Below are 15445 nucleotides of genomic sequence, written 5' to 3'. Positions count from 1 at the left end.
GTTGTGGTTGAGGCGAGCAGCGCCGCCCTTACGTCGGCGACACTGCACCCTTAAGCGCCGCTGCCTGCGGGGCGGCACCGCGCGTCAGCCTCGCGCGTTCCGTGTTCGGCCAGAGCAGGAGCAGGCCGAGCAGGCCGGAGCCGACCATGATCGCGGCGTTGATGGTGAAGCCGGTCATGTAGCCGTCGAGCATGTTGCCGGCGCGCTGGATCACGGTGCCCATCACAGCGGGCGCGATGATGCCCGAGAGCGTGTAGAGCGCGCCGTAGATTGCCAGGATCGCGCCGCGCTGCGACGACGGCGTGAATTCGCCGAGCATAGGCGGACAGACGACGTAGATCGCGCCGCACAGGCCCGTTCCGACCACGAGCAAGGCGAGCTGGAGGCCGGCGCCCTGGACATGCGGCATCGCCGCCAGGATCAGGCCGCCGACGATCAACGGGACCGAGCCGAGCACGCCGCGGGCGACGCGCGTGGTCGAGCCACGGGCCATCATCAGTTGCGAGATCCAGCCCGTCAGAATCACGATGGTGGCGCCGAACACCCAGGGCAGGGTCGAAATCCAGCCGGCCTGGCTCTGCGAGAAGCCGAGGCCCTTGATGATGAACGGCGTGAACCAGGTCAGCCCGAGCGACAGCGCCCAATAAGCCCCGAAGGTCGCCGCGACGCAGCCGACGAAGGTGCGCGAGGTGAGAAGCTGAAGATAGGGAATCTTCGTCTCGGTGGCGGCAAGGGCCTGCGTGTCCTCCAGCGGACCTTCCTTGCCGAGCGCAAGCCAGGCACAGACCCAGACCAGGCCGACGACGCCGAGCGCGCCGAAGGCGTAGTGCCAGGAGTGATTGACGATGACCCAGTTCAGCGCCGGCACCGCGAGGATGACGCCGAAGGCCGAGCCTTGCGACAGGATCGCAGTCGGCAGCGTGCGCTTCTCGTCGGGGAACCATTTGTAGATGGCGTGCGCGGCGACCGAGAAGGCCGGGCCTTCGCCGGCGCCCAGCACGATGCGGCAGACCAGCAGCGTGGTGAAGGAGACGGTGCCGACCATCGGAAACTGCGCCAGCGCCCAGACCACCGCGAGACTCAGGAGCACCCAGCGCGTCGGCACCTTGTTGACGATGAAACCGACTACGATGGCCGAGATCGAGAACAGGAAGAAGAACGAAGACCCGAGCAGGCCGAACTGCTCCGGCTCGAGCTTCAGGTCCGCCATGATCGGCACGCCGGCGAGGCCGACGACGATCTTGTCGGCGAAGTTGACCAGCATGAACAGAAACAGCAGAAAGGTGACCGTCCAGGCGCCCTTTGGTGTTTCCCCGGATGTTGTCGTCTTGCCCGCCACCATGGGCGTTCCCTGAGCGCTCATCGTTCTCCCCGTGTCTTTTTGGCACTTTTTTGATTTGGCCGTTGTTGGAGCTAACAACGGCTTCGACGGCAACGCAACCCCGGCATTTCCACGGCAGGTGTGCTACGCAGCATTTCCGTTAATTCCGTCCGGCGCCATTCATCGTGCTGAGCATCCGAAATCTCTCCAAGACGTTCTCCTCGGCCGCCGAACCGGTCCACGTGCTGCGCGGCGTCGACCTTGACCTCAAGGCCGGCGAACGCGTCGCGCTGACCGGCGAATCCGGCAGCGGCAAGAGCACGCTGCTGCACCTGATCGCCGGGCTCGACGCTGCCGACGGCGGCTCGATCCGGCTGGAGGACATCGAGGTCACCAAGCTGTCGGACGCGGGGCGCGCGAGCTTGCGGCGCGACCGGATCGGCCTCGTGTTCCAGCAGTACAACCTGATCCCGAGCCTGTCGGTCGCGGACAATCTGGCTTTCCAGGCGCGGATCGCCGGCCGGCATGACGCGGCCTGGTCCAGGGAGCTGGTCGAACGGCTCGGGCTCGGAACCCTCCTGAAGCGCTATCCCGAGCAATTGTCCGGCGGCCAGCAGCAGCGGGTCGCGATCGGCCGGGCGCTGGCGACAAAACCCTCGCTGCTGCTCGCGGACGAGCCGACCGGAAATCTGGATGAAGCGACCGCCGAGGACGTGCTGGCGCTGACGCGCGACCTCGTCACGCGCACCGGCTGCGGCTTCCTGATGGTGACGCACAGCCTGCATCTGGCCGCTACGCTCGACCGCCACCTCACCCTGCATGCGGGGCGGATCACATGAAGCGCGCGCTGTGGGTCCTCGCGGTGCTCCTGAGCCATTGGCGGCGGCACAGGATGCAGTTCGCGACGCTTCTGATCGGGCTGATCGCCGCAACCGCGCTGTGGAGCGGCGTGCAGGCGATCAACCAGCAGGCCCGCAATGCCTATGACCGCGCCGCGGCAACGTTCGGCGGCGCACGCACGGCGATGCTGGTCGCGCCTGATATCGCGACCTTTTCGCAAGACCTGTTCGTCCGGCTCCGCCGCGCAGGCTGGCCGGTCTCGCCGGTGCTGGAAGGCCGCGTCCAGATCAACGGGCGCTCGGTGCGGCTGCTCGGCATCGAGCCGGTGACGCTGCCAGTGGACGTCGGCAACGCGCCGCGCCTCGGTGCCGCGGACCTGACGAGCTTCGTCGCGTCGCCCGGCCGGACCCTGGTGGCGAAGGAGACGCTGAGCGATTTGCACGAGCAGGAAGGCGCGGCGCCGCCGATCAGCAGCGGCGCAACACTGCCGCCACTGCACGTGCAGCCGCAGCTCGTGCCCGACGTCCTGGTGGTCGATATCGGCGTGGCGCAGAAGCTCCTGAACAAACCGGACCAAGTGTCTCGCCTCCTGATCGGCAAGCCGAAGGGCAAGCCCGCGCCGCTGGCGAGCGTCGTCGGTGACCGGCTGCAACGGATCGAGCCGAATGCGGAGACGGAGCTGGAGCGCCTCACCGACAGTTTCCATCTCAACCTCACCGCCTTCGGCCTGTTGTCGTTCTTCGTCGGCCTGTTCATCGTCAATTCGGCCGTGGGTCTTGCCTTCGAGCAGCGGCTGCCGATGCTGCGCACGTTGCGGGCCTGCGGCGCCTCGGCGCGCCTCGTCAACACGGTGCTGGTGATTGAGCTGGTGGCGCTGGCGCTGGTCGCCGGACTGATCGGGCTCGTCTGCGGCTATTTCATCGCGGCTGCGCTGTTGCCCGACGTCGCGGCGTCGCTGCGCGGGCTCTATGGCGCGCAGATCCCGGGGCAACTCACGCTGCGGCCTGAATGGTGGCTCGCCGGCATCGGCATCAGCGTTGCCGGCGCGCTTGTTGCGGCGGCGACCAGCCTGATCAAGGCGATCCGGATGCCGGTGCTGGCCACCGCGCAACCGTATGCCTGGCAGCAGAGGCAGCGCCGCTGGCTGATCCTGCAAAGCGTTGCGGCGTGCATGGTATTCGCGGTCGCGCTGCTGCTGCTTCACTATGGCGAGTCGCTGATCGCAGGCTTTGGCGTGCTGGCGGCGTTGATGCTGGGCGCGGCGCTGATCCTGCCGGCCTTCCTCGACATCATCCTGCGCGTGGGCCAGCGCGGCGCGCGAGGACCGCTCGCGCTGTGGTTCTGGGCCGACAGCCGGCAGCAGCTCTCCGGGCTGTCGCTCGCGCTGATGGCGCTGCTGCTCGCCCTCGCCGTCAATGTCGGCGTCTCCACCATGGTGGAAACGTTCAGCCGCACTTTTGTCGGCTGGCTCAACGGACGGCTCGCGGCCGACGTCTACATCAGCGCCTCCGACAATGCACAAGGCGTTGCGATCCGGAACTGGTTGAAGGAGCGCAGCGAAGTCCAGGCGATCCTGTCGGGCGGCCGCGCCGAGACGCAAGTTCAGGGCCAGCCGGTGGAGCTGCTTGGCCTGCCCGATCAGACGCTCTATCGCGAGCGCTGGCCGCTGCTGGAGACTGCGCCGCGCGCCTGGACCCGGCTCGTGCCGGGCAATGCCGCCTTCATCAGCGAGCAGTTGAGCCGGCGGCTGAACATTCGCGTCGGCGACGTCGTCGAGGTGCCCGCGCCGGGCGGGACCTGGGAGCTCGACATCGTCGGCATCTATGCCGATTACGGCAATCCCAAGGGACAGCTCGCCGTGAACGTCGCGGCGCTGATCCGGCATTTTCCGCAGACGCCGCAGACGCGGATCGGGCTCATTGTCCCACGAGACAACATTCCGGGCCTGATCGCGGCCTTGCAGAAGCAGTTTGCGCTCGACGACCGCAGCGTTGCCGACCAGGCGACGGTAAAGGCGGAGTCGATCCGCATCTTCAACCGCACTTTTGCGGTGACGTCCGCATTGAATGCGTTCACGCTCGGTGTCGCCGGCATCGCGCTGCTGACCAGCCTTTTGACGCTGGCCAACTCCCGCCTGCCGCAGCTTGCGCCGCTGTGGGCGATCGGCATCACGCGGCCACGCCTTGCCGCGATCGAGCTGACCAAGACGCTGTCGGTGGCGCTGTTCACGGCGCTGCTGGCCGTGCCGCTCGGGCTGATCGTGGCATGGTGCCTGATCGCGATCGTCAATGTGAAGGCGTTCGGCTGGCGGCTGCCGTTCCATGTGTTTCCGCTGCAACTCGTCGAGCTGGTCGCGGTCGCGCTAGCCGCCTCCCTGCTTGCCGCAGCGCTGCCGGTCGCGCGGCTGGCGCGGATGCAGCCGGCGAACCTCGTCAAGGTGTTTGCCAATGAGCGCTGACAAGATCTCGCGGCGCGCGTTTGCCGGCGGCATTGCCGCGCTCGCTCTCGCGCGCCACGCCGGCGCGCAAGGCTATGCCGGGCTCGGCGAGACCGCGGACGGTTTTGCGAAGGTCACGCCGGGGAAGACGTTCGCCTTCCCCGACGATCACGGACCGCATCCGGAGTTTCGCATCGAGTGGTGGTATCTCACGGCGAACCTCGTCGACAGCCGAGGTGCACCTTGCGGCCTGCAATGGACGCTGTTCCGCCAGGCGGCACAGCCGGGACCGCAAGGGGAAGGCTGGGCCAATCAGCAAATCTGGATGGCGCATGCCGCGGTGACGCGCGCCGACACCCATCGCTTCAACGAGCTGTTTTCGCGCGGCGGGATCGGGCAGGCCGGCGTCACGGCACAGCCGTTCGCGGCGTGGATCGACGATTGGGAGATGAAGGGTCTTGATCGCACCGACGATCGCACACTGGCGCCGCTGACGCTGAAGGCCTCCGGCATCGACTTCAGTTATGCCCTCACGTTGGAGGCCGATCGTGCGGTCGCATTGCAGGGCGATGGCGGCTTCAGCCGCAAGTCGGAGCGCGGCCAGGCGTCCTACTACTACAGCCAACCGTTCTACCGCGCGCGCGGCACGCTCGCCATCGACGACAAGCCGGTCGATGTGTCGGGGCAGGCCTGGATGGACCGCGAGTGGAGCAGCCAGCCGCTCGACGCCGACCAGACCGGCTGGGATTGGCTGTCGCTGCATCTTGCGTCCGGCGACAAGCTGATGCTGTACCGGCTGCGGCAGAAGGACGGCAAGGACTATCCGTTCGGCAACTGGATCACCGCCACCGGCAGCACACAGATGATCGCGGGCAACGACATCCAGATGATGCCGAAGGCAACAATGGAGGTTGCGGGGCGCAGGCTGCCGGTGGAGTGGCAGATCGCGATCCCCTCACGCTCGTTTTCGATTTCCTGCAAGCCGCTCAATCCAAAGGCCTGGATGGGGACCGGCTTCTCCTATTGGGAAGGGCCGATCAGCTTTGCCGGCACGCATGACGGTGTTGGCTATCTCGAGCTGACCGGGTATTGAAGCGCGACCTCTTCAAGGAAGCGAGCGATGTATCACCTCACCGCCCTCGTCACGCTGCTGGCGATTGCATTTTACTTCTTCACCTGCATCAACGTGTCACGCTCGCGCACCAAGACCGGCGTCAAGGTGCCGGCGATGTCGGGCCATCCGGATTTCGAGCGCGCCTTCCGTATCCAGATGAACACGCTGGAATGGATGCCGATTGTCCTGCCGTCGCTGTGGCTGTTCGCGATCTACATCAGCGACGCCGTCGCAGCCGGGATCGGCGCGCTCTGGATTGTCGGCCGCATCGTCTATTTCATCGGCTATTCGAAGGCCGCCGCAAAGCGCGGCCCGGGCTTCTTCATCCAGGCGCTCGCCGCCATTGCGCTGTGGGTAGGGGCGATCGGGGCGGTGGTGTCGCGGCTGGTATGAGGCGGGGCTGCGACCACAAATTCCGCTGTCGTCCCGGACAAGCGCGCCCTTAAGGCGCGCGCCGATCCGGGACCCATAACCACAGGGAAAAGTTGTGGCGCAAGCTGGTAACTCCGAGTCCCCGTAACCACGTCGGCCTGTGGCTATGGGTCCCGGATCTGCGCTCCGCCCTCGACAACGCTACGCGTTGCCAAGGGCTGCGCTTGTCCGGGACGACACTGAGTTATTGGCGCGGTCCTCGCCTCACTTCGTCAGCGGGCAGCCGCTTTCCTTGGCGGTGAAGAATGCCTTGTCGCCGGGGACGGTGGCGAGCAGCTTGTAATAGTCCCAGGGCTTCTTCGACTCCGCGGGCTTCTTGACCTCGAACAGATACATGTCGTGGACCATGCGGCCGTTCTCGAGCACCTTGCCGCCTTGCGCGAAGTCGTCGTCGACCGGCAGCTCCTTCAGCTTCTTGGCGACGGCTTCCGGATCCTTGGAGCCGGCGGCCTTGACCGCTTTCAGATAGCTCAGCGTCGCCGAATAGGTGCCGGCGTGGATCATGCTCGGCATCCGTCCGGTGCGCTTGAGGAAGCGTTCGCCGAGATTGCGGGTCTTGTCGTTGAGATCCCAGTAATAGCCCTCGGTCAGCACCAGGCCTTGCGCGGCCTGCAGGCCGAGGCCGTTCACCTCGGCGAGCGTCATCAACAGGCCGGCGAGCTTCTGGCCGCTGGAGACGATGCCGAACTCGGACGCCTGCTTGATCGAGTTGGTGGTGTCGAGGCCGGCATTGGCAAGGCCCACGATCTTCGCCTTCGAGCTCTGCGCCTGAAGCAGGAAGGAAGAGAAGTCCGAGGAATTGAGCGGCACGCGGACGGAGCCGACCACCTTGCCGCCATTGGCCATGACGATCTCGCTGGTGTCCTTCTCCAGCGCGTAGCCGAAGGCGTAGTCCGCGGTGAGGAAGAACCAGGTGTCGCCGCCCGCCTTGGTCAGCGCGCCGCCGGTGCCGACGCCGAGCGCGCGGGTGTCGTAGGCCCAATGGAAGCCGTAGGGCTGGCAGGCATCGCCGGTGAGACGCGAGGTCGCGGCGCCCACCACGATGTCGATCTTCTTCTTTTCCTTGGAGAGCTCGTGGATCGCGAGCGCGACCGAGGAGGTCGTCAGCTCCGTGATCATGTCGACGTTCTCGACATCATACCAGCGCCGCGCGATCGAGCTCGCCAGATCCGGCTTGTTCTGGTGGTCGGCGGTGACGAGCTCGATCTTCTGGCCGAGCACCTCGCCGCCAAAGTCCTCGATCGCCATCCTGGCGGCTTCGACCGACCATTTGCCGCCGTAGTCGGCATAGACGCCGGACTGGTCGTTGAGGATGCCGATCTTGACGCCTTGCGCGGAGGCCGGCGCCGCCAGCAGCAGGGCCGAGGTTGCGACGGCGGCCAGAAGGGCTGATTTCATGTATTAGCTCCCAGCAGTGTTCTGTTTTGAAATCGCGCGGATACTAGTGAAGAACCCCGGCCCTGCCCATCCATTGCGTGTTGGTCGTTAGTATGGAGGGCGTGTGCCAAACAATCGGTGTCGTCCCGGACAAGCGTCAGCGCAGATCCGGGATCCATAGCCACAGGATTGAGTTTTGCGAAGGCGCGTGGTTGCCAGATTCGCGCCAAACTCCTCCCTGGGGTTATGGGTCCCCGCCTTCGCGGGGACGACACCATTGTTGAGATTACGCGGGTGGCCATCACCAACACCTAGGAGGCGACGACCTCCGGCTTCTTGTCGCGCCGTCCCTCGGCCAGGTTCCGGACCACCACGTAGAAGATCGGCGTGAACAGAAGCCCGAACAGGGTTACGCCGATCATGCCGAAGAACACGGCGACGCCGACGGCCTGACGCATCTCCGAGCCGGAGCCGCTCGAGATCACCAGCGGCAGCACGCCGAGGATGAAGGCGAAGGACGTCATCAGGATCGGCCGCAGGCGCAGGCGGCAGGCTTCGATCACGGCCTCGAGCCGCGGCTTGCCTTCGTTCTCGATGTCGCGCGCGAACTCGACGATCAGGATCGCGTTCTTCGCCGCCAGTCCGACCAGCACGACGAAGCCGATCTGGGTGAGGATGTTGACGTCCTGGCCCATGATGCGCACGCCGATGGTGGCGGCCAACAGGCACATCGGCACGATCAGGATGACCGCGAACGGAAGGGTCCAGCTGCCATATTGCGCGGCGAGCACGAGATAGACGAACAGCACGCAGATCGGGAACACGAGCAGGCCGGCATTGCCGCCGGTGACCTGCTGGTAGGAGAGATCCGTCCACTCGAAGGAGAAGCCGCTCGGCAAGGTGTCGTCCGCGAGCTGCTTGACGGTGTTGAGCGCCGTGGTCGAGCTCACGCCCGGCGCTGGCTCGCCCTGGAGCTCGGATGCTGCATAGAGATTGTAGCGCGCGACGCGGTCAGGGCCGGAAACATCCTTGAACTCGACCACGCTGCCCAGCATCACCATGTCGCCGGAAGCGTTGCGCGTGCGCAACCGCGCGAGGTCGCTCGGTTCTTTCCGGAACGGGAAATCGGCCTGCGCGGTGACGTGATAGGTGCGGCCGAACAGGTTGAAGTCGTTGACATAGGTCGATCCGAAATAGGTCTGGATCGTGTCGTTGATGTTGGCGATGGGAACGCTGAGCTTCTGCGCCTTGGTGCGGTCGATGTCGACGAACAGCTGCGGCGTGTTGGCTGAGAACGGCGAGAACACCGTCGGAGCGAGCAGCAAGGGCGATTTGCGCGCCGCGGCGACGAGCTCGTCGGTGGCGGCGGCGAGCAGCTCAGGCCCGCGACCCTGGCGGTCCTGGATGCGGATGGTGAAGCCGCCGCCGGTGCCGATGCCGGGCACGGCCGGCGGCGGAATCACGATGATGAAGGCGCCCTGGATCGCGGCCAGGCGCTTGCGCAGCTCGACCGTGATGGCGTTCGCAGACAATCCCTTCTTCATCCGCACCTCAGGCTCGTCGAACACCGGAAATAGCGCCGCTGCATTACCGGCCTGGGTGCGCGTCGCGCCCGAGAAGCCGGCAAAGGCCGCGACGCGGACGATGCCCGGCGTGTCCAGCGAGATCCGCTCGATCTCGCGCACGACCTCCGTGGTGCGCGCCAGCGAAGCCGCCCCCGGCAATTGCACGGATATGATGACGTAGCCGCGGTCCTGCGCCGGAATGAAGCCCTGCGGCGTGGTCACGATCAGCCAGCCGGCGCTGCCGATCAGCACGACGTAGACCAGGATCATCACCACCGAATGCCGGATCACGAAATTGGCAAGGCCCGCATAGCCATGCGCCAGACGGTCGAACGTGCGGTTGAAGACGCCAGTGAAGGCATTCCAGCCGCGCGCGATGACGTTCCAGCTCGCCGGCGGCCGCTTCTCCTCGTGCGGCGTCAGGATCTGCGAGGCCAGCGCCGGCGACAGCGTCAGCGAGCAGAAGCAGGAGATCGCGGTCGCGACCGCAATGGTGACGGCGAATTGCTGGAAGAACTGACCGGAAATGCCCCCTATGAACGCGGTGGGCACGAACACCGCGCACAGCACCAGCGCGATCGAGACCAGCGCGCCGCCGACCTCTTCCATGGTCTTGAGCGCGGCATCGCGCCGGCTCAGGCCGTGCTCGAGATGGCGCTCCACATTTTCCACCACAACGATGGCGTCGTCGACCACGATGCCGACCGCTAGCACGAGGCCAAACAAGGTGAGATTGTTGATGGAGAAGCCGAGCGCCGCCATCACCGCAAAGGTGCCGACCAGCGACACCGGGATCGCGATGATCGGGATGATCGCCGGCCGCCATCCCTGCAGGAACACCAGCACGACGACGACCACGAGCAGCATGGCCTCGTAGATGGTCTTGATCAGCTCATGGACGGACTGCGCGATGAATTCGGTCGGGTTGTAGCCGATATTGTAGTCGAGACCCTTCGGAAAACTCTCCTTGAGCTTCGTCATCGTGTCGGAGATGTTCTTGGCCGTCGCGAGCGCGTTCGATCCCGGCCGCTGCGTCACCAGCATCGCGACCGCCGACTTGCGCAACAGGAAGCTGTTGGTGGAATACGCCAGCGCACCGAGCTCGATGCGGGCGACGTCGCGCAGCCGCACCGTGCGGCCGTCGGAGCCCGCCTTGATCAGGATGTCCTCAAACTGCTTCTGGTCCTTCAGGCGCCCCGTGAACGTCAGGTTCGGCTGGAAGGCACGGTCGGCGATCGGCGGCTCGGCGATCTGACCGCCCGCGATCTGCACGTTCTGGGCTCGGATTGCCGCCAGCACCTCGGTCGAGGTCAGGCCGAGATTGGCGATCCGGTCCGGATCGAGCCACAGCCGCATCGAATAGTCGCGCGCGCCAAAGATCTGGATGTCGCCGACGCCGTCGATCCGCAGCAGCTGGTCACGAACCTGGAGCAGCGCGTAGTTGGAGATGTAGAGCTGATCGAAGCTGTCGTCGGGCGACAGCATGAACACGACCATCAGGATGTCGGGGGAGTTCTTGCGGGTGACGACGCCGTTGCGCTGCACCTCGTCCGGCAATTGCGGCTGCGCGATCGCGACACGGTTCTGCACCAGCACCTGCGCCTTGTCGAGGTCGGTGCCGAGCTTGAAGGTGACTGTGATCGTCAGCTGCCCGTTCGAGGTCGCCTGGCTGTAGAGATACAGCATGTCCTCGACGCCGTTGATCTGCTGCTCGATGGGAGCTGCGACCGTGTCGGACACGGTCTGCGCGGAGGCGCCGGGATATTGCGTGGTGACGACGACCGTCGGCGGCACCACTTGCGGATATTCGGAGACCGGCAGCGTGGTGTAGGCCAGCGCACCGACGATCAGGAGCACGATCGACAGCACCATCGCCAGGATGGGCTGGTTGATGGAGAGACGGCCAAGATTCATGACTTGTCACCGGGCTTGCCGCCGGCCGGCGCCTGCGCGGCAGACGGCGCCACCTTGGCGCCGACGCGGGCCCGCTGGATGCCGTTGACGATGACGCGGTCGTCGGCCTTCAGCCCTTCGCGGATCACCCGCAGGCCGTCGTCGATCGGCCCAAGCACCACGGGGCGCGCTTCGACGGTGTCATCAGGCTTGACCACGAACACGATCTTGCGGGACTGGTCGGTCGCAACAGCGACATCCGGGATCAGCAGCGCCTCATAGGGCGCGCTGCCGATCAGACGGACGCGGCCGAACTGGCCGGGCAGGATCGACAGATCGGTGTTCTTGATCACGGCGCGGCTGCGCAGGGTCCCGGTGGAGACATCGAGGCGGTTGTCGAGGAAGTTGATGGTGCCCTCATGCGAGGGCTTGGTTTCGCCGGCCAGCGTTACCTGCACCGGGTTCGCCGTATCGCGCGAGCTCGGGCGCCGGCCTTCGAACCACAGCTTGCTGTATTTGATGAACGTCGTCTCATCCATGTCGAAATAGACGTAGATCGGATCGAGCGTGACGATCGATGTCAGCAGCGTCGACGTTCCGTTGTCGCTGCCCTGCACCAGATTGCCGGAGCTGACGAGATGGCGGCTGACGCGGCCTGTGAGGGGCGCGGTCACATGCGTGAATTCGATGTTGAGCTTGGCAGCCTTGAGCGCGCCTTCGGCCTGCACTTCCGCCGCGTGAGCCGCCTGCAAGGCCTGGCGGCGCTGGTCGACGACCTGCTCGGAGACGGCGCTGGTCTGCACCAGGTTGAGGCCGCGGTCGAGCTCGCGCTTGGCTAGCTCCACCTTGGCGCGCGCATCGGAGAGTTGGCCGTCCGCCTGCTCCGCCACCGCCTCGAACGGACGCGGGTCGATGACATAGAGCAGATCGCCCTGGTGCACGATGGCGCCGTCCTGGAATTCGACGGAGTTGACGAAGCCGCCGACGCGGGGGCGCACCTGCACCTCCTCCACCGCCTCGAAGCGGCCGGTGAATTCGTCCCAATCGGTGACGGTGCGCTTGACCGGCTGGGCGACCGTCACCGGCGGAGGCGGCGGGGCAGAGGCTTGCGGGGCCGGCTGTCCGCAACCGGTGAGCGCGAACGCCGCGGCGAGAAGGCCGGCGATGGCGTAAGGCCGCGGCCGAACGAAATCGTGCGTTTTGACAAATTGCTCGCTTCCATCCGGTCCGCTCATCCCAGGTCCTCGCATAAAAGCCGCAGAAAACGCAGGGTACTCGCCTACCCGCGGGGGACACAAGATGGGATGCGACGATGAACTCTTCAAGACGACGAAGTGCGCAATGCTTGGCGAGAGGACCTAGCCGGATGATGGGTTGACAGGCAGATAGCCGGCTTCGCACGCACCGATTAGTCGGCGAGACGCGAATGGACTTATTCGCGGGGCACATGAATGGAGCGCACGATCTCCGCGCTGCGCCTGCCACCCTCCCCTGGAGGGGGAGGGTAAGAAAAGGCCCAGCGTCTTCGCACATGACGGGCGGCGGCGGCTCGGCTAGACTTCTCTTTACAAAAACAAGACGAATTGTCCGGGAGGACAGGCGTGCACCAGGGACGTGTCGTTTACGGCGCGATCGAGGAGGTCGTATTTGGCCATCCTGCGGCAGGCGCCATCGTCGCGCAGATGGACCGGCTGGGGACGCGCCGTGCCTTCCTGATGGTCTCCGGCACGCTGAACCGGCAGACCGACGAAATCGAGAAGATCAGAGAGGCGCTGGGCGCGCGCTGCGCGGGCCTGTTCGACGCCATGCCGGCGCACACGCCGCGCGAGGCGGTCGTTGCCGCCGCCAATGCGGCGCGCGAGGCGGGTGCCGATCTGATCGTCACCGTGGGCGGCGGCTCGATCACCGACGGGGCCAAGGCGGTGCAGCTCTGCCTTGCCAACGGCATCGACGATATCGACGGCATCGAGCGCATCCGCGTGCACAAGGGCGTCGCGCCGGAGATGAACGCGCCGGCCGTGCGCCAGATCAGCGTGCCGACGACCATTGCCGGCGGCGAATTCAGCTCGATCGCGGGCGTGACCGACCGCAGCACGCATGCGAAGCAGATGCTGCGGCATCCGCTCACCGTGCCGCGCGCGACCATCCTCGATCCCGCCATCACCGTGCACACGCCGGAATGGCTGTTCCTGTCCACCGGCATCCGCGCCGTGGACCATTGCGTCGAGGCGATCTGCTCGCGCGAGACGCACCCTTATGCCGACGCGCAATCGGTCAAGGGCCTTGCCATGCTCGCCGACGCGCTGCCGCGGGTGAAGGCCGATCCTGCCGACCTCGACGCGCGGATGGATGCGCAGATCGGCACTTGGCTGTCGATGGGCGCGCTTGCGGCCGGCGTGCCGATGGGTGCGAGCCACGGCATCGGCTACGTGCTGGGTGCGGCCTTCGACGTGCCGCACGGCTACACTTCCTGCATCATGCTGCCGGCGGTGATGCGCTGGAACGCGCGCGACAATGCCGAGCGCCAGATGATCGTCGCCGCCGCCATGGGCTATCCCGGCCGCAACGCCGCCGATGTGCTCGACGCCTTCATCCGCTCGCTCGGCATGCCGCGCAGCCTTGCCGACGTGCGCGTCTCGCCCGAGCATTTCGACGCCATCGCCGAGCAGGCGATGCGCACGAACTGGATCCCGCGCAACCCGCGCAAGATCGACGGCCCCGCGCAGTTGCGCGAAATCCTGCTTCTCGCCGCCTAACCTCAAGCCGGAGGATCGATGTACACTGGTCACCATGCCCGCCTGCGTCCGCTCCAGCCCGCCTTCATCATGGCCGCGACCGGCGAGACCGTCACCTATCGCGAGTTGGAGGCGCGCAGCAACCGCCTGGCGCATCTGTTCCGCAAGCACGGCTTGAAGCGCCTCGACCATTATTCGATCTTCATGGAGAACAATTCGCGCTATCTCGAGGCCTGCGGCGCCGGCGAGCGGTCCGGGCTGTACTACACCTGCATCAACTCCTTCCTGACGCCGGGCGAGCTCGCCTATCTCCTCCTCAACAGCCAGTCCAAGATCCTGATCACCTCCGTGGCGAAGCTCGACATCGCGCGCGAGGCGATCAACGCCTGCCCCGATATCCAACTCTGTATCGTCGCAGACGGCCCCGGCGAGAGTGACCGGATCGTCGGCCTTGCCGAGGTGACCGCCGATCTGCCGAAGGCGCCGATCGCGGATGAATGGCTGGGCACCGCGATGCTCTACTCGTCGGGCACGACGGGACGGCCGAAGGGCATCCTCCGGCCGCTGCCGGAAGAGCCGCCGAAGCACAATCTGCCGCTGTTCGATTTCCTGACGAAGCTCTGGCACTACCGCGAGGGCATGGTCTATCTGTCGCCGGCGCCGCTCTATCACTCCGCGCCGCAAGCCGCCGTCAACCTCACGATCCGCATGGGCGGCACCGTCATCATCATGGAGACGTTCGATCCCGAGCGCTATCTCCAGCTCGTCGAGCGGTGGGGCATCACGCACACCCAGCTGGTGCCGACGATGTTCTCGCGCATGCTGAAGCTGCCGGAAGAGGTGCGAAAGCGCTACGACCTGTCCTCGCTCGAGATCGCGATCCATGCCGCGGCGCCCTGCCCGGCTCTCGTCAAGGACGACGTCATCAAATGGTGGGGGCCGATCATCCATGAATATTACGGCGCGACCGAGGGCCTCGGCTTCACCGCCTGCAACAGCGAGGAGTGGCTCGCCCATCGCGGCACCGTCGGCAAGGTGCTGCTGGGCAACCTCCACATTCTCGACGAGAACATGCAGGAATGCCCGACCGGCACGCCCGGCCAGGTATGGTTCAAGACCGCCTCGCCCTTCGAATATTTCAACGATCCGGAGAAGACCAGGGAGGCGCGCTCCGCCGATGGCAGCATGAGCACGGTCGGCGACGTCGGCTATGTCGATGCCGATCGCTTCCTCTACCTCACCGACCGCGCCACCTTCATGATCATCTCGGGCGGCGTGAACATCTATCCGCAGGAATGCGAAAATCTGCTGATCACCCACCCGAAGGTCGCCGATGCCGCCGTGTTCGGCGTGCCCAATCCCGATCTCGGCGAAGAGGTGAAGGCAGTGGTGCAGCCGATGCCGGGCGTGGTGCCGGACGAGGTGCTTGCCGAGGAGCTGATCGCCTTCTGCGGGGCGTCGCTGTCGCGGCAGAAGGTGCCGCGCTCGGTCGATTTCGAGAAGGAACTGCCGCGCCTGCCGACGGGCAAACTGTACAAGCGGTTGCTGCGCGACCGGTACTGGGGGAACAAGAAGTCGCGGATTGCGTGAGGCGCTTCGCGTTGCGTGTAGCGCCGAGATACGCGCGAGCGCGCTCCATCAAACTCGGCGTCGTCCTGGCGAAAGCCAGGAGGTGGATTCACACTCGAAGTGCAACAGTTGAGAGGAGAAGGCCTCTGCCGGGGTTCTGAA

At 65.8% G+C, this 15445-nt stretch carries 10 protein-coding genes; 6 read left to right on the top strand and 4 right to left on the bottom strand.

All coding sequences use genetic code 11. The features are described from left to right. Nucleotides 1–28: 28 nt before the first annotated feature. Entirely contained in the window at nucleotides 29–1363 is a 1335-nt protein-coding gene (locus tag XI09_RS10575; RefSeq protein WP_271566777.1) for an MFS transporter, read from the bottom strand. Nucleotides 1364–1506: 143 nt separating this feature from the next. On the opposite strand from XI09_RS10575, the gene XI09_RS10570 reads away from it, so the two are divergent. Genes XI09_RS10570 through XI09_RS10555 form a run of 4 tightly spaced genes read left to right on the top strand, consistent with a single transcriptional unit; the run spans nucleotide 1507 to nucleotide 6105 of the window. Beyond that, nucleotides 1507–2160 (top strand): ABC transporter ATP-binding protein, encoded by a 654-nt coding sequence (locus XI09_RS10570; RefSeq protein ID WP_271566776.1) that lies wholly within the window; start codon nucleotides 1507–1509, stop codon nucleotides 2158–2160. Next, nucleotides 2157–4619, top strand: coding sequence for an FtsX-like permease family protein (locus tag XI09_RS10565; protein WP_271566775.1), 2463 nt, complete (start codon nucleotides 2157–2159; stop codon nucleotides 4617–4619). The genes XI09_RS10570 and XI09_RS10565 overlap by 4 nt, the downstream gene beginning before the upstream one ends. Beyond that, complete coding sequence (locus tag XI09_RS10560; protein ID WP_271566774.1) at nucleotides 4609–5691, top strand: lipocalin-like domain-containing protein; 1083 nt, start codon at nucleotides 4609–4611, stop codon at nucleotides 5689–5691. The genes XI09_RS10565 and XI09_RS10560 overlap by 11 nt, the downstream gene beginning before the upstream one ends. 27 nt (nucleotides 5692–5718) lie before the next feature. Next, nucleotides 5719–6105 carry an MAPEG family protein gene (locus tag XI09_RS10555; RefSeq protein ID WP_271566773.1) on the top strand — a complete coding sequence of 129 codons (387 nt, stop codon included), beginning with the start codon at nucleotides 5719–5721 and terminating at the stop codon, nucleotides 6103–6105. 243 nt (nucleotides 6106–6348) lie between these two features. Here the strand turns inward: XI09_RS10555 and XI09_RS10550 are convergent, their stop codons facing one another. The 3 genes from XI09_RS10550 to XI09_RS10540 all read right to left on the bottom strand — a co-directional run bounded on the left by XI09_RS10550 (nucleotide 6349) and on the right by XI09_RS10540 (nucleotide 12214). After that, a complete protein-coding gene (locus XI09_RS10550; protein ID WP_271566772.1) occupies nucleotides 6349–7542 on the bottom strand; it encodes an ABC transporter substrate-binding protein in 1194 nt (397 codons plus the stop codon). A 290-nt stretch (nucleotides 7543–7832) separates the two neighbouring features. Beyond that, nucleotides 7833–11000 (bottom strand): efflux RND transporter permease subunit, encoded by a 3168-nt coding sequence (locus XI09_RS10545; protein WP_271566771.1) that lies wholly within the window; start codon nucleotides 10998–11000, stop codon nucleotides 7833–7835. Beyond that, nucleotides 10997–12214, bottom strand: coding sequence for an efflux RND transporter periplasmic adaptor subunit (locus tag XI09_RS10540; protein ID WP_271566770.1), 1218 nt, complete (start codon nucleotides 12212–12214; stop codon nucleotides 10997–10999). The genes XI09_RS10545 and XI09_RS10540 overlap by 4 nt, the downstream gene beginning before the upstream one ends. 366 nt (nucleotides 12215–12580) lie before the next feature. On the opposite strand from XI09_RS10540, the gene XI09_RS10535 reads away from it, so the two are divergent. Next, complete coding sequence (locus XI09_RS10535) at nucleotides 12581–13735, top strand: iron-containing alcohol dehydrogenase (RefSeq protein WP_271566769.1); 1155 nt, start codon at nucleotides 12581–12583, stop codon at nucleotides 13733–13735. Between the two features lie 18 nt (nucleotides 13736–13753). Beyond that, nucleotides 13754–15304, top strand: a complete 1551-nt coding sequence (locus XI09_RS10530) for an AMP-binding protein (RefSeq protein ID WP_271566768.1) — start codon at nucleotides 13754–13756, stop codon at nucleotides 15302–15304. Nucleotides 15305–15445: the final 141 nt, after the last annotated feature.

Source organism: Bradyrhizobium sp. CCBAU 11386 (assembly GCF_028128955.1).
Taxonomy (GTDB): domain Bacteria; phylum Pseudomonadota; class Alphaproteobacteria; order Rhizobiales; family Xanthobacteraceae; genus Bradyrhizobium.
Note: the sequence above shows the minus strand (reverse complement) of the source record. Positions and strands in the feature narration are given on the sequence as shown.

Coding starts and splice junctions, on each gene's coding strand:
- XI09_RS10575 (WP_271566777.1), bottom strand. CDS start 1,363: ATGAGCGCTCAGGGAACGCCCATGGTGGCGGGCAAGACGACAACATCC.
- XI09_RS10565 (WP_271566775.1), top strand. CDS start 2,157: ATGAAGCGCGCGCTGTGGGTCCTCGCGGTGCTCCTGAGCCATTGGCGG.
- XI09_RS10560 (WP_271566774.1), top strand. CDS start 4,609: ATGAGCGCTGACAAGATCTCGCGGCGCGCGTTTGCCGGCGGCATTGCC.
- XI09_RS10555 (WP_271566773.1), top strand. CDS start 5,719: ATGTATCACCTCACCGCCCTCGTCACGCTGCTGGCGATTGCATTTTAC.
- XI09_RS10550 (WP_271566772.1), bottom strand. CDS start 7,542: ATGAAATCAGCCCTTCTGGCCGCCGTCGCAACCTCGGCCCTGCTGCTG.
- XI09_RS10545 (WP_271566771.1), bottom strand. CDS start 11,000: ATGAATCTTGGCCGTCTCTCCATCAACCAGCCCATCCTGGCGATGGTG.
- XI09_RS10540 (WP_271566770.1), bottom strand. CDS start 12,214: ATGAGCGGACCGGATGGAAGCGAGCAATTTGTCAAAACGCACGATTTC.
- XI09_RS10530 (WP_271566768.1), top strand. CDS start 13,754: ATGTACACTGGTCACCATGCCCGCCTGCGTCCGCTCCAGCCCGCCTTC.